This window comes from Labrys sp. F242 (assembly GCF_057813875.1).
The window spans coordinates 130,329-151,007 of record NZ_JBVASG010000006.1 but is presented as its reverse complement, the minus strand read 5'-3'; the positions used below and the strand labels follow the sequence as shown (position 1 = coordinate 151,007).

The 20,679-nt window shown below is 63.2% G+C and carries 18 protein-coding genes; 7 read left to right on the top strand and 11 right to left on the bottom strand.

The window, feature by feature from the left end; translation table 11 throughout:
• Positions 1-188: 188 nt before the first annotated feature.
• Both ACZYTC_RS29030 and ACZYTC_RS29025 read right to left on the bottom strand, forming a co-directional pair.
• On the bottom strand, positions 189-947 hold the full coding sequence (locus tag ACZYTC_RS29030; protein WP_434959894.1) for an SDR family NAD(P)-dependent oxidoreductase: 759 nt from the start codon (positions 945-947) through the stop codon (positions 189-191).
• Positions 948-1,090: 143 nt separating this feature from the next.
• Positions 1,091-2,599 (bottom strand): xylulokinase, encoded by a 1,509-nt coding sequence (locus ACZYTC_RS29025; protein ID WP_441771552.1) that lies wholly within the window; start codon positions 2,597-2,599, stop codon positions 1,091-1,093.
• Between the two features lie 242 nt (positions 2,600-2,841).
• On the opposite strand from ACZYTC_RS29025, the gene ACZYTC_RS29020 reads away from it, so the two are divergent.
• The 5 genes from ACZYTC_RS29020 to hexR are packed head-to-tail and all read left to right on the top strand — an operon-like array spanning position 2,842 to position 7,212.
• Positions 2,842-3,498 carry a bifunctional 4-hydroxy-2-oxoglutarate aldolase/2-dehydro-3-deoxy-phosphogluconate aldolase gene (locus ACZYTC_RS29020; protein ID WP_441771551.1) on the top strand — a complete coding sequence of 219 codons (657 nt, stop codon included), beginning with the start codon at positions 2,842-2,844 and terminating at the stop codon, positions 3,496-3,498.
• Positions 3,495-4,448, top strand: a complete 954-nt coding sequence (locus tag ACZYTC_RS29015; protein WP_488991171.1) for a shikimate dehydrogenase family protein — start codon at positions 3,495-3,497, stop codon at positions 4,446-4,448. The genes ACZYTC_RS29020 and ACZYTC_RS29015 overlap by 4 nt, the downstream gene beginning before the upstream one ends.
• A 17-nt stretch (positions 4,449-4,465) precedes the next feature.
• Positions 4,466-5,398 (top strand): phosphoglycerate dehydrogenase, encoded by a 933-nt coding sequence (locus tag ACZYTC_RS29010; protein ID WP_441771549.1) that lies wholly within the window; start codon positions 4,466-4,468, stop codon positions 5,396-5,398.
• 1 nt (position 5,399) lies between these two features.
• Complete coding sequence (locus tag ACZYTC_RS29005) at positions 5,400-6,275, top strand: MBL fold metallo-hydrolase (protein ID WP_441771548.1); 876 nt, start codon at positions 5,400-5,402, stop codon at positions 6,273-6,275.
• A 43-nt stretch (positions 6,276-6,318) separates the two neighbouring features.
• Positions 6,319-7,212, top strand: coding sequence for a transcriptional regulator HexR (gene hexR, locus ACZYTC_RS29000; RefSeq protein ID WP_434959888.1), 894 nt, complete (start codon positions 6,319-6,321; stop codon positions 7,210-7,212).
• A 60-nt stretch (positions 7,213-7,272) separates the two neighbouring features.
• Here the strand turns inward: hexR and ACZYTC_RS28995 are convergent, their stop codons facing one another.
• Positions 7,273-8,805: a COG3904 family protein gene (locus tag ACZYTC_RS28995; protein ID WP_441771547.1), complete on the bottom strand. Its 1,533-nt coding sequence runs from the start codon at positions 8,803-8,805 to the stop codon at positions 7,273-7,275.
• Between the two features lie 89 nt (positions 8,806-8,894).
• Here ACZYTC_RS28995 and ACZYTC_RS28990 point away from each other — a divergent pair, with 89 nt between their 5' ends.
• Both ACZYTC_RS28990 and ACZYTC_RS28985 read left to right on the top strand, forming a co-directional pair.
• Positions 8,895-10,412 carry a helicase HerA domain-containing protein gene (locus ACZYTC_RS28990; protein ID WP_434959886.1) on the top strand — a complete coding sequence of 506 codons (1,518 nt, stop codon included), beginning with the start codon at positions 8,895-8,897 and terminating at the stop codon, positions 10,410-10,412.
• Between the two features lie 188 nt (positions 10,413-10,600).
• Positions 10,601-12,022 (top strand): mannose-1-phosphate guanylyltransferase/mannose-6-phosphate isomerase, encoded by a 1,422-nt coding sequence (locus tag ACZYTC_RS28985; protein WP_434961308.1) that lies wholly within the window; start codon positions 10,601-10,603, stop codon positions 12,020-12,022.
• Positions 12,023-12,238: 216 nt separating this feature from the next.
• Here the strand turns inward: ACZYTC_RS28985 and ACZYTC_RS28980 are convergent, their stop codons facing one another.
• The 8 genes from ACZYTC_RS28980 to ACZYTC_RS28945 form a co-directional block, all read right to left on the bottom strand.
• On the bottom strand, positions 12,239-13,021 hold the full coding sequence (locus ACZYTC_RS28980) for an SDR family NAD(P)-dependent oxidoreductase (protein ID WP_434961307.1): 783 nt from the start codon (positions 13,019-13,021) through the stop codon (positions 12,239-12,241).
• A 233-nt stretch (positions 13,022-13,254) separates the two neighbouring features.
• Positions 13,255-14,256: an ABC transporter ATP-binding protein gene (locus ACZYTC_RS28975; protein ID WP_488991170.1), complete on the bottom strand. Its 1,002-nt coding sequence runs from the start codon at positions 14,254-14,256 to the stop codon at positions 13,255-13,257.
• Positions 14,257-14,291: 35 nt separating this feature from the next.
• Positions 14,292-15,122, bottom strand: coding sequence for a carbohydrate ABC transporter permease (locus tag ACZYTC_RS28970; RefSeq protein ID WP_441771544.1), 831 nt, complete (start codon positions 15,120-15,122; stop codon positions 14,292-14,294).
• Positions 15,123-15,125: 3 nt separating this feature from the next.
• Positions 15,126-15,992 (bottom strand): carbohydrate ABC transporter permease, encoded by an 867-nt coding sequence (locus tag ACZYTC_RS28965; protein WP_434959884.1) that lies wholly within the window; start codon positions 15,990-15,992, stop codon positions 15,126-15,128.
• A 266-nt stretch (positions 15,993-16,258) separates the two neighbouring features.
• Positions 16,259-17,515 carry an ABC transporter substrate-binding protein gene (locus ACZYTC_RS28960; RefSeq protein WP_434961306.1) on the bottom strand — a complete coding sequence of 419 codons (1,257 nt, stop codon included), beginning with the start codon at positions 17,513-17,515 and terminating at the stop codon, positions 16,259-16,261.
• A gap of 387 nt (positions 17,516-17,902) precedes the next feature.
• Positions 17,903-18,859 (bottom strand): sugar-binding transcriptional regulator, encoded by a 957-nt coding sequence (locus ACZYTC_RS28955; protein ID WP_434959883.1) that lies wholly within the window; start codon positions 18,857-18,859, stop codon positions 17,903-17,905.
• 182 nt (positions 18,860-19,041) lie between these two features.
• Entirely contained in the window at positions 19,042-19,455 is a 414-nt protein-coding gene (locus ACZYTC_RS28950; protein ID WP_434959882.1) for a MarR family winged helix-turn-helix transcriptional regulator, read from the bottom strand.
• A 37-nt stretch (positions 19,456-19,492) separates the two neighbouring features.
• On the bottom strand, positions 19,493-20,266 hold the full coding sequence (locus tag ACZYTC_RS28945; RefSeq protein WP_488991169.1) for a ferredoxin--NADP reductase: 774 nt from the start codon (positions 20,264-20,266) through the stop codon (positions 19,493-19,495).
• Positions 20,267-20,679: the final 413 nt, after the last annotated feature.

The following is a 20,679-nucleotide window of genomic DNA, read 5'->3' as shown; positions in this document are numbered from 1 at the left end:
AGGAAAACCGCCCGGCTCGCGCCGGGCGGTTTTGCTTCTGGCCAATGCGTCTTGCGATGCAGCCTTGTCATGCCAAGTCTCGAAGATACTGGTGCGCCCTGGCCTTGGACACCTGATGATTTTCGATACCAAATCAAAGATTTGGCGAAAACCATCAGACGGAACCAAGGGTCATCGAACTCTTGGCATCAGAAGCCGCTGACGACATAGCCCCCATCGACCGGCAGCGTAGTAGCGGTCACGAAGATCGAGGCGGGGGAGGCAAAGAACAGGGCGGTGCCAACGAGATCGTCGACGGTGCCCCAGCGCTTGAGCGCCGCCTTATTGGCGATCTTTCCGGCCGGCACCGGGTCGGACCACAGGGGCTTGGTCATGTCGGTGCGGTGATAGCCGGGCGCAATCGCGTTGACTCGGATGCCTTCGGGCCCGAATTTGTGGGCGAGGGCCCGGGTGAGCCCCATGATGCCGGTCTTGCTGGCGCAATAGGCTGGCACGCTGTCATCGGCGAGATAGCTCAGCATCGAGGCGAAGTTGATGATGGATCCTTGTGATTTCACCAGCAGGGGGTGGGCCGCCATGGCGAGGCGCATGGCGCTGTTCATGTTGACGTCGATGACTTCGAGATAGGTTTCCTCGGTCCATTCGGCTTCGGGGCGGGCGATGCCCTGGGCATTGACCAGCACGTCGAGCGCCGGCAGGGCCGCAAAGAAGCGGTCGACCGCCGCCTTGTCGCGGACGTCGAGCTGTTCGAAACGAATGGAGCGGTCGCCATTGGCGGCTTTGGCCGCCGCCAGGCGCGCCTGCGTGGACCCCGTCGCGATGACATTGGCACCGAGGCCGGCAAAGCCCTGGGCGATGGCCAGGCCGATGCCGCTGGAGCCGCCGGAGACCACGACGGTCTTGCCTTCGAATAGGCCGGGACGGAAGGCGGAGAGCACGTCCTGCATGATTGTTTCCTTCAAGCCAGAGAGTTTTCCAGAAAAGTTGATCGACTTTTCGATTAAGAAAACGCGTCAAAACAAAGAGTTAGAGAAAAATGACGATTGGAGAAAAGTCATTTTGCTCTGGGGAGGGGGGACCAGGCGGCGGTTCAGCCTTGCTGCAGCCGGTCGAGATCGTCGTAGAGCGCCTGGGAATGGCGATAGAGGCGGTCGAACATCGGCTGCATGCGGGCATAGGTTTCCGCCCAGGCCGGGTCGGGCAGGACCTCGGCGCCATAGCGTACGAAATGGGCGACGGCGTCCTCGACCTTGCCGAAACGCCCGAGGGCGGTTGCCGCCATCGCGGCACAGCCGACGAGGCCGCATTCGGTTTCCTCGGGTACCAGGATCGGCACGTTATAGGCGCTCGCCTTGATCTTGAGCCAGAGTTCGGTCTTGGCACCGCCGCCGGAAGCGACCACGCGCTCGAGCTTCTGGCCGGTGGAGGCCTCCATCACGCGGATATGGCGATTGACCGCGAAAGCCACACCTTCGAGCGTGGCGCGATGGAGATGGGCAAGGCCATGCTTGGCGCCGATGCCGAAAAACTGGGCGCGGGCATTGCGATGCGCGCCGAGCCGCTCGCCGGCGAGGAAGGGCAGGAAGAACAAGCCTTCGGCACCGGCCGGGGCCTCGGCTGCCTTGGCGACGATGTCGCCATAGGACAGGCTTTTCTCGTGGAAGGCGCGGCGGGCCCAACGCATGGCATCGCCGCCGGTCTCCAGCAGCGTGAAAGGGCCCCAATGACCCTCGACGGTGCGGACATTGCAGATCTCTGGATCGAGCAGCGGCTCGCCCGTCACCAGGGTGATGATGGAGGAGGTGCCCATCACGTCCGATGCCGTACCGGGATGGACGACGCCCGAGCCGAGCACCGCCACGGGATAGTCGGCCCCGCCCACCAGGACGGGCGTTCCCTCGGCAAGGCCTGTCTCCAGGGCGGCGCCCTCGGTGACATGCCCGAGAATGTCGAGCGGCGAACGGATCGGCGGCAACTTGGCGGCGTCGAGGCCGAGGCGATCGATCATCGCGTTCGACCAGGTCCCGCTTGTCGGATTCATCAGGAAGCTGCAGGAGGCGTCGCCCTCGTCCATGGCGATTTCGCCAGTGAGCCGCAGATTGATGTAGTCCTTCGGCATCAGCACGGTGGCAGCCGCCCGATAGGCATCCGGATCGTTGTCGCGCAGCCAGGCGAGCTTGAAGCCGGGCCAAGCCGGCGTCGGTGGATTGCCGCTTTCGGAAAGATAGGAGGCGGGCGGGTTGTCCCGCTCGAAGGCCGCCACCAGGCCTGCCGTGCGCTTGTCGTTCCACAAGGGCGCGGTGTCGCGGGTGAGGTTGCCGTGGCCGTCGACCAGCACGGTGCCATGCATCTGGCCGCAGGCGGCGACGGCCTGGATCCTGGCGGCGGCGCCAGCATGGCGTTCGAGCACGGTGCGGATGGCGGAGACGGTGCCGGCCCACCAATCGGCGGGGCGCTGTTCGGCCCAGCCGAAAGCCGGTACGATCTGGTCATATTCGCTGGCGGCGATCTCCAGGATGGCACCATTGCCGGCCTCGACCAGGGCAGCCCGGGCACTGCCGGTTCCGACATCGATGGCCAGGATGAGATCCTGCGTCATGGGTGTGTCCTCGGCTCGCTTTTTAAAAGGGACGGGCGGGATATGGCGCGGCCATCGCCTGTGCATTTTTGGGAGTGATGCTACACGTTTTTCGGCGGGTCAACCGAAAATTCCGACAAATTCATGCTGCGCTGCAGCAAAATATCCCAGGTATCTTGCCGAGGCGAGATGAAATATGTAGCATTGCTACAAAATTGCCACTTATGCTGATATCGTCGGCAAGCCCTGAGGAGAGCGCGGACATGGCCAACAATCCCATTGAGCAGATCGAGGCGATCGGCGTGGTGCCGGTCATCGCGATCGACGATCCCGCCCATGCGGTTGCCTTGGCCGACGCCTTGACCGCTGGCGGCTTGCCGATCGCCGAGATCACCTTCCGCACCAGGGCCGCTGCAGAAGTGCTGGCCATCCTGCGCGACCAGAGGCCGGATTTCCTGGCCGGCGCCGGAACGGTGCTGGATCTGGAGTCGGTCCAGGCCTGCAAGGACAATGGCGCGAGTTTCGCCCTGTCTCCCGGCTTCGATGCCGAGATCGTCGTTGCCGCCAAGGCCATCGGCCTGCCTTTCGCCCCCGGCATCATGACGCCGACGGATCTCACGCTGGCGACGCGTGCCGGCCTTCGCCTGTGCAAGTTCTTCCCGGCCGGTGTCGCGGGGGGGCCGAAGGCCTTGGAGGGGATCGCCGCTCCCTTCAATCATCTCGGCGTTCGCTTCATCCCGACCGGCGGCGTCACGCTGGAGACCATGAGCGACTGGCTCAAGCATCGCTTCGTCGCGGCCGTCGGCGGGACCTGGATCGCCAAGCCCGAAGACATCAATGGCGGCAAATTCGCGGAGATCACCGCCAAGGCAAAGGCTGCCGTCGAGCGTGTCAAAGCGATCCGGGCGGGTGCAGCATGAGCGGCTACCAGCCGGCGACGCAGCCGACGCTCTATTTCATTGGCGTGACCACGACCAAAAGCTCGATCATGCGCGTCTTCCCGGCCTGGGCAGAGCACCTGGGCCTGAAGGATGCCGTGATCAAGGGCATCGATTTTACCCTTCATGCCGACCCGGCCGCCTATCGCGAAGCGGTCGCCTTCATCAAGGCCGATCCCCTCTCACTGGGGGCGCTGGTCACCACCCACAAGATAGACCTCTACAAAGCCTGCCGGGACCTGTTCGACGAAGTCGACGATTTTGCCTTGCGCATGGAGGAGACGAGTTGCCTGTCCAAACGCAACGGGCGCCTGATCTGCCACGCCAAGGACCCGATCTCTTCCGGGCTTGCCCTCGACAATTTCATTCCCAAGGGACATTTCGAACGCACCGGCGCCGAACTCTTCTCGATGGGGGCGGGTGGCTCCACCATTGCCTTGACCTGGCACATGGTGCGTGAGGAGCGCGGCGCCGACCGGCCGTCGCGCATCGTGGTCTCCAATCGCAGCCAGCCGCGCCTCGACGAGATCCGGCGCATTCATGAAGAGATTGGCATGCCCGTGCCGGTCGACTATGTGCTCGCCCCCGATCCTGCTGACAATGATGCGGTCACCGCCGCGCTCAAGCCGGGCTCGGTGGTGATCAATGCCACCGGCCTTGGCAAGGACGCTCCTGGTTCGCCCCTCACCGATGCGGCGGTCTTTCCGGAGCGCGCCATCGTGTGGGATCTCAACTATCGCGGCGATCTGGTCTTCCTCGACCAGGCCCGGCACCAGCAGGCGGTGCGGCATCTCCAGATCGAGGATGGCTGGACCTATTTCCTGCATGGCTGGACCCAGGTAATCGCCGAGGTCTTCGACATCAAGATCCCCACCTCCGGTCCCTCCTTCGAGCGGCTGGGCGAGATCGCCATCGCCGCTTCCAAGGGGTAGGGAGAAGAGCCGAAGATATGGAACGCATTCTGGTCACGCCGCGCTCGCTGACGTCGACGGCCCATCCCCTGGTCGAGCGCCTCAGGACCGAGGGCCATGAGATCGTCATGCCGGCGCCCGGCAAATTGCCCGACGAGGAGGATTTGCTCGCTCTGGTGCCCGGCGTGACCGGCTGGCTGGCGGGCGTGGAAAAGATCTCGCCGCGCGTCATCGCCGCGGCGGGCTCGCTCCGGGCGATCAGCCGCAACGGCACCGGAACCGACAATTTGCCGATCGACACGCTGCTCGCGCGCAAGATCGCCGTGCGCATCGCAGCCGGTGCGAATGCAGCCGGGGTGGCCGAGCTTGCCATCGGCCTGATCTTCGCAGCGCTCCGGCAGATCCCGCTTTGCGATGCCGGTATCAAGCAGGGAACCTGGCCGCGCCGGATCGGTGCCGAGATCCGCGGGCGCAAGGTGGGCGTGGTCGGCTGCGGAGCCATCGGTGCCGAGGTCGCGCGCCTGGCTGCCGCGCTCGGGGCCGAGATTCTCGCCTACGATCCGCAGCGCCCTGCCGTGAATGTCGAGGCGAACAGCCTGCGCTGGGTCGAGATATCGGACATACTGGCTGAGGCCGATGTCGTCACCCTCCACTGCCCGGCGCCGGCGGATGGCCGCCCGCTCCTCGGCGCCAGCGAATTCGCAGCGATGCGGCGTGGCGCGGTGCTGGTCAACACGGCCCGGTCGTCGCTGGTCGACGAGAAGGGCCTGCGCCAAGCGCTCGAAGACGGGCATATCGGCTGCTACGCCACCGATGTCTTCGAGGAAGAGCCGCCGGCAAACCTCGCTCTCGCCGGCCATCCCCGGGTGATTGCCACCAGCCATATCGGCGGCTTCACCCAGGAAAGCGTCGACAGGGCCGCCGAGGTCGCCATCGCCAATTTGATGGACGCCTTGCGGGGGAGGGCATGAGGTGACGCTGGAAGTCCTGCCTTTTGCCGGCCTGCTGGCCGGAAAGCTTGCGAGCCGGCCTGAAACCGGTCTCTCGCTCTATTGGCTCGGGCAGGCCGGTTTCCTCCTCGACAGCGGCCGGCATCGCCTGTTGATCGATCCCTATCTCTCGGATTCCCTGGCCCAGAAATATCGCGATCGCGGCCCTTCACATGAACGCATGATGCCGGTGCCAATCGAGATCGACGAAATGCCGCCGCTCGATTTCATCCTGTGCACGCATCATCACACCGATCACCTCGATGCGGCGACATTGGGTCCGCTTGCCCGGCGCTTTGCGCAACTGCGCCTGGTGGTGCCCAGGGCCTCGCTCGAACTGGCGCAGGACAGGACCGGCCTCGACCCGGAGCGTTTCATCGGCATGGATGCCGGCGAGACCCTGATCCTCGACGATGCGATCGAAGTGCAGGCCGTGCGGGCCGCTCACGAAGATCTGCAGCGGGATGGGCAGGGGCATCATCTCTTCCTCGGCTATGGTCTTGGAGTGAACGGCATCCGCGTCTTCCACTCCGGTGACACCATCCCCTATGCTGGACAGGTTGAAGAGGTGCGGGCACTGGCCGCCGATCTGGCGCTGCTGCCGGTCAATGGCCGTTCGCCAGCCCTGGCTGCGGCCGGCATTGCCGGCAATTTCACCCTGGATGAGGCCGTCGAACTGGCATCGTCCTGCGGTATCTGTGCCGTGCTCGCCCACCACTACGGCCTGTTTGCCTTCAACACGCTCGCACCTGAAACGATTGACGCCAGGGTCGCCGCGATGACGGGGCCGACCCGTCTGCTTCGGGCCGGGACGGGAATCGAGTATAGGCTGGCAGGTCCGTCCGAGATGACGGTCTGAGCCCTCCGACCCGAAGAGGGAGCCAGAAAAAGGGAAGCCGCCCATGACCTTGCCGGATCATACCGCATCGCAGCCCGCGCCTCGGACCACGATCCAGAACGTGCTCGAGGTGATCCGGCTGACATTGGGCGAATTGCGCAAGTCCGACCGCAAGGTTGCCGACCTCATCCTGGCCGATCCCCAGCGTATCCTGAACGCGACGGTGGCGGAGACGGCGCTGGCCGCCGGGGTGAGCGAACCGACGGTCATCCGCTTTTGCGCTGCGATCGGCTGCACCGGCTTCCAGGATTTTAAGCTGCGCCTGGCCCAGAGCCTGGCGCTGGGCACCCCGGCCACCCATTCGGTGCTGCTCGATACAGATACGCCGGAAACCGTGGTCGAGAAGATCTTCGACTACACCATCACCAGCCTCGACTGGGCGCGCCATCACCTCGACAAGGCGGCCCTGGCCCGGGCGATCGACATTCTGGAAAAGGCGAAGGCCATCGAATTCTTCGGCCTGGGTGCTTCGGGCGTGGTGGCCCGTGACGCCCAGCAAAAATTCCCGCTGTTCGGCGTGCCCTGCGGGGCCCAGCACGACACTCACCAGCAGATCATGGTCGCCTCGATGATGAAGCCGGGCGATGTTGCGGTGGTGATCTCCCACACCGGGCGCAGCCGCTCGATCATCGAGGTGGCGCGTACCGCGCGCGAGAACGGGGCCAAGGTCATCGGCCTGACCGGATTCGAGACTTCCCTTGCCAGCCATTGCGACGTGGCCTTGCTGGTGGAGACGCTCGACAATACCAACATCTATACGCCCACCACCTCGCGCATTGCCGCTCTGGTGGTGATCGACGTGCTGTCGACCGCGGTCGCCCTGCGTCGCGACGAGGCCCATGTCCGGCGTTTCCAGGCGATGAAGCGCAAGCTCGCCGAATATCGCATCGGCGAGTAGTCGCCGTACCTGTGAGGCTGAACGCTCGGATATTCCAAGGCGCCATTACATAGCGGTTCGTCAGGAATGCCGAACGGCGACCGCCAGGTTGGGCACGAACTGGCACCGATGGGTAGAATCTCGGTGGCGGGTGATAAAAGTCACGATGTCACCAGGTTTCACCGCCATGCCGGATGGGACCAGCACAGATGGCGCAAAAGTTCTGCCTCTTGCGAAAACACGCAGGCCGATACGCTTGAATTCGAAATATTTCGCCTGTGTTTGCAGATGCGAGGTTTCTTCCACGCCATGCAGGATCACGGAAGCAGCGTCTGGCGGCATCACGGCATCCACCAGGCCGGTTGCCCGCTTTCCGTCGACAGGAAGGGCCTCGAAGGATGCCGGGCAAGGGGTTGCGGACCGTTGCCCGTCCTGGGAGGCTGTAGGGGCCTTGTCGTTCGCGCCAACGGCCAAGGGAAGTGGGGTGGATGGCAAACGCTCCATTGCCGGTGCAACGGCATCGGCCCCATGGCGGCCTGCCGTTGCAAAGTACTCGTCGATCGTCAGCCTCTTTGTAGCAAGGCCGGTATCTGCGAGCTCCTTGCCAGTGAGAAAGCGTACCTGGTTGGAAGCCGCTTGATGCATGAGGCTGATCAACTCGTTGCTGATGCCCATCGCAGTCAGGTAGGACTCAGCCTTTACATAGGCGGCGGGCGGTGCGGCCTGCTGAAGGGTGTTGGCGACCGCATGCATTTGCGAACGAAAGCCGATGACCCGCCCGAATGAATCTTTGACGGGGGATCTCTCGATCCATACCGAAGTTCCAGTTTGAACGGTCTCATGTACGCCGATCTGTGCACCGAGAGGAGGCACGATGCGCTGGACTCCCCCCGACAGGACGTAGACGCACGCTGAGGCGCAGATCGCGTCGAAGCCCACGGCTGTGCCGCGACGCGCATCAGCGGATTGGCCGTTGCAGGCCTTGTCTCCTTCCGGGCAGGCCTCCTTCACCGTCCTGCCCACTATAACGTCAAGCCCCCTGATGCGGATCATTTGTCCCACTGCAAAGGAAGCGCGAACCGACCCGCCGGGCGAGGAGATCACCACAGGCAGCTTGCGCTTTCCCAGAAGCGCCAAGGTCATACGAAACAGGAGCGGGGTGTCGTCGGTGATCATCCCCTCGGCCGAAATCCATTCGGCGCAATGATCGTCACAATTTGGCGTGCTGCTGTGGACGACCGTGATCTGCATCGGCTCCCTGCTGGGATGCGTGTCGAGCATGGGGGCCGGGTAGTCGATCAGATTGGCAAGGCCGGTCGATGTCCAGAACGAAGGCGGCTCGGCAGGAAGAAACGGAGGATCGGGCAGGGCATTCGGCAGTGTGAATGCCGGAAACGCGGGTATCTCCGGTTCGAGACGCCAAGGATGGTTCGCGGCGGCGCTTGCCGAATGCGGTATGGCAGCCAGAAGGCCGACGATGAGCAACAATGTCTTCATCGCACAAATTTTGTTGGAGAAAGCCCGCCCACGTTCATCCTTCCGTAGAGTGAGGACGAAAGCAAGAGTCACCCGGGGTGTGACGGAACGGATTTCAAACCCCACCGTGCCACGCATGTGGAAATCCCTGCTGAGGGGTGGGTGGGGGTTGTGAGCAGCCCCTCAGGGGCGCTATGGCTGGGGCGAAACCGGAATCACTGCTTGAGATGAAGATCGAAATCGAGATGGGCGTCGCGTCTGCCGCCGGCAGTGCGCCTGCAATGCTCGACATCGAGGAGTTGCTGGCCACGCGCCTGCTCGTGCAGGGCAATTCGGGTTCCGGCAAGTCGCATCTCCTGCGTCGGCTGCTCGAACAGAGCGCGCCGCATGTGCAACAGGTCATCATCGATCCCGAGGGCGAGTTTGCCAGCCTGTCGGATCGTTACGGTCATGTCGTCATCGACGGCGAACGCAGCTTGGCCGAACTCGAACACATCGCCCAACGCGTGCGCCAGCACCGGGTCTCGGCCGTGCTGGTGCTGGAGAGCCTCGATGCCGAAATGCAGATGAAGGCGGCGGCGGCCTTCCTCAATGCCTTGTTCGATGCCGAGCGCGACCATTGGTTCCCGATGCTGGTGGTGGTCGACGAGGCCCAGCTCTTCGCGCCTGCCGCTTCCGGCGATGTCGGCGAAGAGGCGCGCAAGGTCTCGCTCGGGGCGATGACCAATCTGATGTGCCGCGGCCGCAAGCGCGGCCTCGCCGGCATCATCGCCACCCAGCGCCTGGCCAAGCTCGCCAAGAACGTCGCTGCCGAAGCGTCCAACTTCCTGATGGGGCGCACCTTCCTCGATATCGACATGGCCCGTGCCGCCGATTTGCTCGGCCTCGACCGGCGCCAGGCCGAGACCTTCCGGGAATTGCAGCGCGGCCAGTTCGTGGCGCTGGGACCGGCCCTGTCGCGCCGCCCGCTGCCGATCAAGGTCGGCCCGGTGGAGACGCGGCCCAAGGTGGCAACGCCGAAGCTGACGCCGCTGCCGGAAGGGGGCGATGCCGCGCGCGATCTCATCCTGGCGCCCGTACCCGTGGCAGCGCCGCGCGCCCGTCCCGAGCGCCGCGTGGTGACGCCGCCGCCGATGTCGACCACGGAGATTCTCGAACAGCTCGTGCGCGACAGGCCAGCCGAGGCTGCCGGCGAGGAGGCCTTGCCCGCCATAGCGCCAGCCGAACTGCAGCAGGCTCATGCCCGTATCGCCTTTGCGATCATGGAGGAGCCGGATGCCAGTTTCCGCACCGATGCCGTGCTCTATCAGGACTTCATCGTGCGCTGCCGCATCGAGCGGCTGGGCGGTTCGCCGCCGGCCATGGCCGAGTTCAAGTTCCTGCTCAACGCCGCCCGGGCAGGTCTCGATCCCGATAGCGTCGACCAGGAACAGTGGCGGGGCGCGCTCGACCATGCCCGCCTGGTTCCCGCCGATCTCCAGGCCGTGTTCCTGATCCTTGCCGCTGCTGCGATGACGGGGCTGCCATGTCCGCCGGACGCCGAGATCGCCAGGCGCTGCGGCAGTCATTCGGCTGGGCGCGCCCGCAGCCAGATCCGCCATCTGCAGAATGCCGACTTCGTGATGACGCGCGTCGACATGCGCGGCGCCCGCATCGCGGTGATTCCGGACCTCGGCTGGGAAACGGCGCCGGGCGACCCCAATGGCCCGGTGCTGGACAGGGACGGCCTGGCTGCCGCGGAATGAGGATGGGCGCTGCATCAGCCGCAGGAGACCTCGCCCTATCCGGAAGCATTAGCGTCGCGGTGGCGATGCCCCCTCTAAGAGAAGCGAAATAAACCAAAGCAGGCCTGAAAATCACCTGCCTCTGCCCGTATAATCGTGGCATAGAGCTATTCAGTCGATGGCTCCTCCAATTCAAATATGAGCGGATGATGTCTACCCAGATCGTTCCCCTGATCGTTTGCGGCGGCTCCGGAACGCGGTTGTGGCCGGCCTCGCGTGCCAGCCGGCCCAAGCAGTTCCTGCCTTTGTTCGGCGATCTCTCCACCTTCCAGGAAACGATGCGGCGCGTGAGCGGCGCCGAGCTGTTCGGTCGCCCCGTCATCGTCACCAACCAGGACCATCGCTTCCTGGTTGCCGACCAATTGCTGTCGATCGGCGTCGAGGCCGATATCGTGCTCGAACCCGAGGCGCGCGATTCCGGTCCGGCCATTGCGGCCGGTGCGGCCTTCATTGCCTCGCGGGACGGCGCCAGGACGCCGGTCCTCACCCTCGCTGCCGATCACCGCGTGCGGGATATCGAAGGTTTCCGGGCCGCCTGCGCGGCGGCGCGTCGCGGGGCAGCCAAGAAGAGCATCGTGACTTTCGGCGTGGTGCCGAACCAGCCCGCCACCGGCTATGGCTATATCGAGGCCGGAGAGCCCTTGGTCGAGGGCGTCATGAAGGTGCGCCGCTTCGTCGAAAAACCCGACGCCGAGACCGCCACGCGCTATGTGCGCGAAGGCTATCTGTGGAATTCCGGCAATTTCCTGTTCGAGGCCGGCTTCTTTCTCGCCGAATATGCCCGTTGCGATGCCGGAACGGTCGAGGCTGTGAACGAGGCGGTCGCCAAGGCCAAGCTCGATCTTGGCTTCCTGCGTCTTGATGCCGAAGCCTTTGCCCGTTGCGACAAGCGCTCGGTCGACTATGCCGTGATGGAAAAGACCCAGGCCGCCGCCGTGGTTCCGGCCAGCTTCGACTGGTCGGATGTCGGCTCCTGGGGCGCGGTGCGCGAGCTCTCGCCGCAAGACGAGGCCGGCAATGCCAAGCTCGGCGAGGCCCTGTTCGTCAATGCCCGCAACAATCTGGTGTCCTCGGAACGCCAACTCGTCTGTGTCGTCGGCCTGGACGACCTTGCCGTCATCACCACGGGCGACGCCGTGCTGGTGGCCCGCCGCGACGATGCCGCCGGCATCAAGGCGCTGGTCGAGAAACTCAAGCAGAGCCATAACGGGCTGACGCAGGACCACCTGCAGTCCTACAGGCCCTGGGGGCATTACAAATCGCTGGATCTCGGTGCGCGCCACCAGGTCAAGCGCATCGTGGTCAAGCCCGGCGGGCAGCTTTCGCTGCAAAAGCACCATCACCGCTCCGAGCACTGGATCGTGGTGCGCGGCGTCGCCAATGTCAGCATCAACGGCCAGATCAAGACGCTGCATGAGAACGAGTCGATCTACATTCCGATCGGCTCCACCCACCGGCTGGAGAATCCCGGCAAGATCGAGCTCGAACTGATCGAAGTGCAGACCGGCTCCTATCTCGGCGAGGACGACATCATCCGGATCGAGGACATCTACAACCGCGCCGCGTCTTGAGGCGCGAAAAACCTTCTCCCCTTGCGGGACCTGGCACTTCCAAGGGAAGTGCCTTGGGTGGTGCGCAGCGCCGGATGAGCGGTTGACGGAACCTCACAACTCTTGGTGGCCTCTCAGGAGGTAGCTCTGGGATGGGTCGTAAGACCCCTCATCCGTCCCTTCGGGACACCTTCTCCCGCAAGGGAGAAGGTTAAGGTCCGTCTTTGCGTGCTGCTCCTACCAGCAGGTGTAGCCGCCATCGACGACGACGATCGAGCCGGTCATCAGGCTCGCGGCGTCCGAAGCGAGGAACTGCACGGCGGAGGCGATTTCTTCCGGTTCGCCCATCCGCCCCTGCGGTGTCATCTCGAGCCAGGTCTTGAACATCGCCGTATTGGCCGGGTCCGTCGCGGCATAGGCGGTCAGCGGCGTGTTGATATAGGTGGGAGCGACGGAGTTCACCCGCACGCCGCGCAGGCCCCATTCGGCCGCCAGGGACTTGGTGAGGTGATGCACACCGGCCTTGGAAGCGTTGTAGTAGGACTGTTCCTGCGGCTTGTTGACGATGATGCCGGACATCGAGCCGATATTGATGATCGAGCCCTTCTTGGCCGCCAGCATATGCTTGCCGAAGGCGCGGCAGCACCAGAACACGCCGTTCAGGTTGACGTCGAGCACGTTGAGCCAATGCTCGTCGGCGACGTCCTCGGCCGGCGTCATCGAGCGGGCGATGCCGGCATTGTTGACCAGGATCTCGACGGTGCGGCCCTTGGCGGCGAGTTCATCGGCGACCTGGGTCACCTGATCGGATTTGGTGACATCCATCTGCACCGTTTCGGCTTTGTAGCCCTTGGCCGCCAGGGCTGCCTGTCCTTCGGCCGCGACCTTCATGTCGAAATCGGCGATGACGACCTCGGCCCCGAATTCGGCCAATGCTTCGGCGCAGGCCAGGCCTATGCCGCGCCCCCCGCCCGTGACGAGGGCGTGGCGGCCCGTGAGATCGAGTTTCTTCTTGTACATCGCGGATCCTTTCATGCGTCGCTCCCGTTTGCTGCATCGATTTTGCAAACGGAACAAAAGCCCGTGCAGCTACGGTCAATCTAATGCGGCATGCTGATTCGACGAAGTCAATCCTGCATTGGCCCTACAATTGACGGGCATTTTTGCGGGAATTCGGACGCGACCGGCTGCCCTGCAGGCGCCGGGCTGCGAGGCGGGTCCGGGGACCCGCCTCGCAGATGGCAGACCCATGCTCAGGCCAGGGACAAGCCCTTGTCGTCGAAGCGATGGAGGCGATCTGGCTGAGGCGTGAGATAGATGGTGTCGCCGGTGCTCAGGCTGAATTCGCCCGGTGCTCGCGCGGTGACCCGGGTGCCTTCGTCAAGATCGATGTAGAAGAAGGTGTCCGAGCCTAGGTGTTCGGAGATCGAGATCTTGCCTTTCCACTGTCCTTCGGTGGAAGACAGGTTGAGATGCTCGGGGCGGATGCCAATGGTGGTGGCGTTGTAGTTTGCTGCCGAAGCATCCTTCAGGAAATTCATCTTGGGCGAGCCGATGAAGCCGGCGACGAACAGGTTCCTGGGCTTGTTGTAGAGCTCGAGCGGCGAGCCGACCTGCTCGACATTGCCGGCATTGAGCACCACGATCTTGTCGGCCATGGTCATGGCCTCGACCTGATCGTGGGTGACGTAGATCATCGTGGTCTTCAGGTCCTTGTGGAGCTGGGAGATCTCGATGCGCATGTTGACGCGGAGCGCCGCGTCGAGGTTCGACAAGGGCTCGTCGAACAGGAAGGCCTTGGGCGAGCGCACGATGGCGCGGCCGATGGCGACGCGCTGGCGCTGGCCGCCCGAGAGCTGGCGCGGCTTGCGGTCGAGGTAATTGGTGAGGTTGAGCGAGGCGGCGGCCTTGGAGACCTTCTGGTCGATGACGTCCTTGCTTTCGCCCGCCATCTTGAGGGCGAAGGCGATATTGCTGCGCACGCTCATATGCGGGTAGAGCGCGTAGGACTGGAACACCATGGCCAGCCCCCGCTTGGAGGGCGGCGCCTGCGCCATGTCGACGCCGTCGATCTTGATCTCGCCGGAGGTGGTGTCCTCCAGGCCGGCGATCAGGCGCAGCAAAGTGGACTTGCCGCAGCCTGAGGGGCCGACGAAGACCACGAACTCGCCATCCTCGATGTCGAGGTCGAGATCGGGAATGATCACGACTTCACCGAAGGCCTTGCGCACATTGCGAAGATTGAAGCGCCCCATTTACGCAGCTCCCCATTCTGAAGTGTTTTGGCTCGTCATTTCACGGCGCCGAAGGTAAGGCCGCGCACGAGTTGCTTTTGCGAGAACCAGCCGAGCACCACGATCGGCAGGATGGCGAGGGTGGAAGCGGCCGACAGTGTCGCCCAGAACAGTCCCATCTTGGCCGAATAGCCCGCGATGAACTGCGGCAGCGGCGCGGCATCGAAAGTGGTCAGGTTCAGGGTCCAGAACGCCTCGTTCCAGGCCAGGATGGTGTTGAGCAAGAGCGTGGAGGCGATGCCGGGAATGGCCATCGGCGTCAGCACATAGACGATCTCGCGCCAGAGCGAAGCCCCGTCCATTCGGGCCGCTTCCAGGATCTCGCCGGGGATCTCCTTGAAGTAGGTGTAGAGCATCCACACCACGATCGGGAGGTTGAGTAGGAACAAGACGACCATCACGCTCCAGCGGCTGTCGAGCAGGCCCCAGCGGTTGAAGAGCAGGAAGATCGGCATCAAGGCGCCGACAGCCGGCATCATCTTGGTGGAGAGCATCCACATCAACAGGTCCTTGGTGCGCTTGCCGGGTGCAAAGGCCATGGCCCAGGCTGCGGGAACCGCGAAGATCAGGCCGAGCAGGGTCGAGCCGACCGACAGGAAGATCGAGTTGAGTGCGGCCCTGCCATAATTGGATTGGGTGAAGATGTTGCGGTAATTCTCCAGCGTCCACTCGAAGAAGACGAATTTGGGAGGCAGAATGCCAGCCTCGCCCTCCGTCTTGAAGCTGGTGATCACCATCCACAGGATGGGGAAGAAGATCAGAAAGCCGACGATCCAGGCGGCGGTTGTAACGGCGACCTTGCGCCGGGTGGAAACTGCGCGTGCCATGGCTCAAGCCTCCAGGTTCTTGCCGATCATGCGGACGAGGAAGAAGGCGACGATATTGGCCAGCACCACGGCGACTAGTGCGCCGGCCGAGGCCGCTCCGATATCGTGGTCGCCCGCTTCGGTGAGATAGACCAGGAAGGGCAGGTTGGCGGTATTCAGGCTGCCATTGGTGGTGACCTTGATCTCGGCGAAGATGTTGAGGAGGAAGATGGTCTCGATCAGGATCACCACCGTGATGGCGCGCGAAAGATGCGGCAGCACGATGTAGAAGAAGAAGGAGAGCGGCTTGGCGCCGTCGAGCTGGGACGCTTCCTTCTGCTCCTCGTCCAGGGACTGGATGGCGGTGAGCAGGATCAGGGTGGCAAAGGGCAGCCATTGCCAGGCGACGATGATGATGATCGACAGGAGCGGCCAGTTGGTGAACCAGATGACCACCGGCAGATGCAGCGTCTGCGAGACCCAGGTCAGCAGGCCTGAATCGGCGTTCATGAACAGGTTCTTCCAGATCAGCGCCGCCACGGTCGGCATCACGAAGAAGGGCGCCAACACCATCAGGCGCACGATGCCCTGGCCGGCGAAGGGCTGATCCATCAGAAGGGCGATCAGGATGCCGCCGACGATGGTGATGGCGAGCACTGAGCCGACGATCAGCAGCGAGACGCCCAGCGATTTGAAGAAGGTGGGGTCCGTCAGGAAATAGGTATAGTTCGCGAAGCTGTTCCAGTAGAAATTCGTCGGGTCGTCGAGCGTGTAGTTGTTCAATGAATAGTAGATCGTCAGGATGAGTGGAACGATCATCCAGATGAAGAGCATGATGACCGAGGGCGCGACAGCCACCCTGGCCAGCACGCGCGTCTGCTGCGTTGCCATCTTGAGGTCCTCCCCACAGACCAAATCTTGAATGTTCCTGAGCAAAGCGCGTTCAAGCCCGAACGCCTATTTGATCGGGTACTTTGCTGCGACGTCCCGGCGATTCTCGGCAATCCCGCAAGATCTTGGCAATCCCGCAAAACCTGGTGATCTCTTCGAATCGCAAGACGCTTCGTTCAAGTCTTGAAGGTGGCTGTCCCGGTGACGAAGAGCCGGGACAGCCAAGTTTCAGGAGGGGCGATGAGCCCCGTCCCGGGAGGAACGGGTCATTTGATATAGCCGGCCTTGGTCATGGTCCGGGTCACCAGTTTCTGGGCAGCGGCCAGGGCGTCGTCGATCGAGGTCGAGCCGGCCAGGGCGGAGGAGAATTGCTGACCCACCGAGGTGCCCATGCCCTGGAACTCGGGAATGGCGACGAACTGTACGCCGACATAGGGCACTGGCTTGACGGTGGGATGGGTCGGATCAGCCGACATGATCGAATCCAGCGTCAGCTTGGCGAAGGGCGCAGCCTTCTGGTAATCGGCATTGTTGTAAAGCGAGGCGCGGGTTCCGGGAGGTGCCGCGGCCCAATTGCCCTCGACCTTGGCGACCAGGGCCGAGTAGTCCTTGCTGGTCGCCCAGGCGATGAACTTCTCGGCGGCTTCCACCTTCTGCGAGCCGGCGGGGACAGCGAGCGACCAGGCCCACAGCCAGTTGGCATTCTTGCCCATGCCCGTATTGGGGGCGAGGGCGAAGGCGACCTTGTCGGACACGGTCGATTGCTTGGGATCGGTCACGAAGCCGGCCGCCACCGTGGCATCGATCCACATGGCGCATTTGCCCTGGTTGAACAGGGTCAGGTTCTCGTTGAAGCCGTTGGAGGAAGCGTCCGGCGGGCCGGCCTCCTTGAGCAGGTTCACATAGAAGGTGAGCGTCGCCTTCCATTCGGGCTGGTCGAACTGGGGTTTCCAGCTTTCATCGAACCAGCGGGCACCGAAGGAGTTGGACATGGCGGTGAGGAAGGCCATGTTCTCGCCCCAGCCGGCCTTGCCGCGCAGGCAGATGCCGTAGGTGTCGGCGGTCTTCAGCTTCTTGGCGGCATCGGCCACGAAGTCCCAGGTCGGGCTGTCGGGCATCTTCAGCCCGGCCTTCTCGAACAGATCCTTGCGATACATGATCATCGAGGATTCGCCGTAGAAGGGAGCGGCGTAGAGCTTGCCTTCATAGGTCAGGCCGTCGCGGATCGGCTTGATCAGGTCATTGGTGTCATAGCCGTCGCCGAGCTTGTCGAGCGCAACCAGCCAGCCCTTCTTGGCCCAGATCGGCACTTCATAGGTACCGATGGTGAGGACGTCGAACTGGCCCGCCTTGGTGGCGATGTCGGTCGTCACCTTCTCGCGCAGGGCATTCTCTTCGAGCGTGACCCAGTTCAGCGTGATGTCCGGATTGGCCTTGGTGAAATCTTCCGAAAGCTTCTGCATCCGAACCATGTCGCCATTGTTCACCGTGGCGATCGTCAACGTCTCGGCGGCCCCGGCCATTGGGGACCAGACGAGGGAAACGCCGCAGGCCAGCGCGCCTGCAAGCGCAATCAGTGATTTTGCCGTTTGCACCAGAACCTCCCGTAAAAATTGCGCGCCGCTTGTCACGGCTTGTGGGCGTGGGCAGACGCCCAATACGAGGGCATATTCTCAGCGACGCAGCTTAATGTCAAGCCGCCTCATGCGTCAGGATGGCACCCAGTGGGCAGACAGGTGCCAGCGGGCGCGGAAGCGTTCCGTGCGCTCGTGCTGTCGCTGGTGTTGGGTGGGAGCAGGGGGGCTGGCGATGTGCCGGAGTCGTCAAGAATCGTAAAGACGCTCGAGCCAATCCGTTGGCTTGGAAGCAGGGGTAGCGCGAAGAAGCGTTAAGCCTGAACGCGATTTGCTTTAGGACTGCTCGAGCAGGGCAGCGGCCGTCTGTTCATCGGTGATCAGGCCGGAAAGCAGGTCGCCGTTCAGGGCGGCGCGGATCGGGGCGATCTTGCGCTGGCCGGCGGCGACGCCGACCACCGGCACGAGGCGGGCGAGCCGGTCGGGACGGAAGCCGGGGAGGCGTTCGGTATAATCATTCTGCAAGATGCGGCCATTACGATCGAAGGGCCAGGCGGCGATTTCGCCGATTGCGCCGTTCTCAAGCAGATAATGCATCTCCGATTCCAGGACGAAACCGTCCTGGTGAATCGGGGAGCCGTAGCTGACGTCGCTGACGCCGACATAGACGGCCCGCGCCGTCTCCACCAGTTCCTGCAGCAAAGTGTGTACCGGCTGGCTTCGCAGGGACTGGCAATGCTCGATGGTGTCGGCGAGCACCGGCATTTGCAGCGGGTAGCATTTGGCGTCGAGCTTGTCGGCTAGGCGCATGGCGATCTCGAAGGGGCTGACACAGCCATCACGGGCGGCGTTGCCGACGATAGACACCATCTTGAGATCGGGGCGCGGCTTGGCCGAGATCTCGCGGACCATGCGCAGCAGAGTACGGCCGGTCGAAAAGCCGAAAACACCCGAACCGCGCTGACCGAACTGGGTCTCGAGGATCTGCGCGGCGGCGAGGCCCACGGCCGCCAGGGGATCGTGCAGGCCGTTCGGCACGACCTCGCAGATGGTCAGTCCGTAGCGTTCGCGCAATTGCTTGGCCAGGGCTGTACATTCGGCGATGGGGCTCTGGATGCGGAACTCGATCACCCGTTCCGAGACCGCGAGCGCGACCAGACGCTGCACGCTCTGGCGCGAAATGTCGAATTGGGTAGCGATCTCGTCCTGGGTCGCTCCGTCGATATAATAGAGCCAGGCGGCGCGGGTGGCGAGGTCGAGCTTGCGGTTTTGCAGGTCTCCCAGGTCGCTCATGATGTCCCATACCTCCGAGTATTTGCCCAGGCTGGTTGCGAACGCCCAGTTTTATAACCTAGAATGCATTCATCGCCCACCAACGCAAGCTTGCTGTCGCTCAGAGGTACGATTTTGATTCCGGCGGCGATGGAAGCGAGCCTTGGCATGCGTGCAGGCATTGTTGGCGGGCGGGCGGCGGCCTAGCGCAGTTTGCCCAGCAGGCCGAGCAGGGCGTCCCGCTCGGTTTCGCTCAAGGGTGCCAGGGTCTGGTCGGTTACCTTTGCTGCCCGGGCTACCAATTGGGCATAAAGGGCTTGCCCGGAGGCCGACAGGGAGACGACGAGGCGGCGGCGATCCTCGGCGTCGGGCCTCGTTTCAATCAGGCCGCGACGAGACAGCCGCTCCACCACCCCCTTGACGGTGGCGACATCCATGGCGGTGAGCCGGCCCAGGAGATTCTGGGAGGAGGTGCCGAGCTCGGCGAGCTTGGCCAGCACCGCCCATTGCATCGGCGTCAGATCCTCACCCAGACCATCGGAAAACAGAACGGCATGCCTCTGGTAGACTTGCCTCAGAATGAAGCCAATCTGATCGTCCAGTCTGTAATCGGTCATGGCATCCTGGCGGCGAATCGGGTGTCGGACGCCGAGCCTACTTGTCCACGAAGGCCTTTTCGATCACGAAATCGCCTGGCTCGCCATGATTGCCTTCGACAGCGCCGCGCTCCTCCAGCAGGGCCTTGAGATCGCGCAGCATTTCGGGGCTGCCGCAGATCATCACGCGATCCTGCTCGATGTCGAGCGGGGGCAAGCCGATATCCTCGAACAGCTTTTCGGACTTGATCAGGTCGGTGATGCGGCCGGTGTTGCGGAAGGCCTCGCGCGTCACCGTGGGGTAATAGATCAGTTGCTCGCGGACCGACTCGCCCAGGAATTCATGGGCGGGGAGCTCATGGGTGATGCGTTCGCCATAGGCCAGTTCCTGGACTTGGCGGCAACCATGGATCAGCACGATCTTCTCGAAACGGGAATAGGTCTCCGGATCCTTGATCAGGCTGAGGAAGGGAGCAAGGCCGGTGCCGGTGCCGACGAGATAGAGGTGGCGGCCGGGCTTGAGGTTGTCGAGCAGCAGCGTGCCGGTGGCCTTGCGGCCGACGATGATGGCATCGCCTTCCTTGAGATGCTGCAGGCGGGAGGTGAGCGGCCCATCCTGCACCTTGATGGAAAAGAATTCGAGCGTCTCTTCGTGATTGGCACTGACCAGGCTATAGGCGCGTAGCAGCGGGCGGCCATTGACCGGCAGGCCGATCATGGTGAACTGACCATTCTCGAAGCGGAAGCCCGGATCACGCGTCGTGGTGAAACTGAACAGCTTGTCGGTCCAGTGATGAACGCTCAGAACCCGTTCTTCGTTGAAATTGCTCATCCTGGCTGCCTCGCCGCTAAGCAGCTTCCTCCAGATCGGGCATGGCCACGATCAGGAGGAGCTGCAAGGTATCAAACATCTGCAGAGTTTCCTGGCGAGGCCCATCCGGGGGCCTCGCCAGGAAACTCTGCCTAGGTCGTCACTCATTCTCACCGTGGAGATATCCGCAAATAATCTGGCAATCAAATAAATAAACAAGGAATTGCGTGAATTAGAACCGATCCACGGTGGAGGTGATAATTTTAGGGAAAATTCGTTAGTGTGCAAACGAATTTTCGACGCGGATAAAGTGATTGCCTGCAACAAGCTCTTGCCAAAATCTGGGAAGCAAGGCCAAGTATGGCGTTGTTGCAGGCACGCCTTCGAATTGCGGTCAGGCGTTGCCGCTCCTAGAGCAAGGGGCGTTTCGGCGG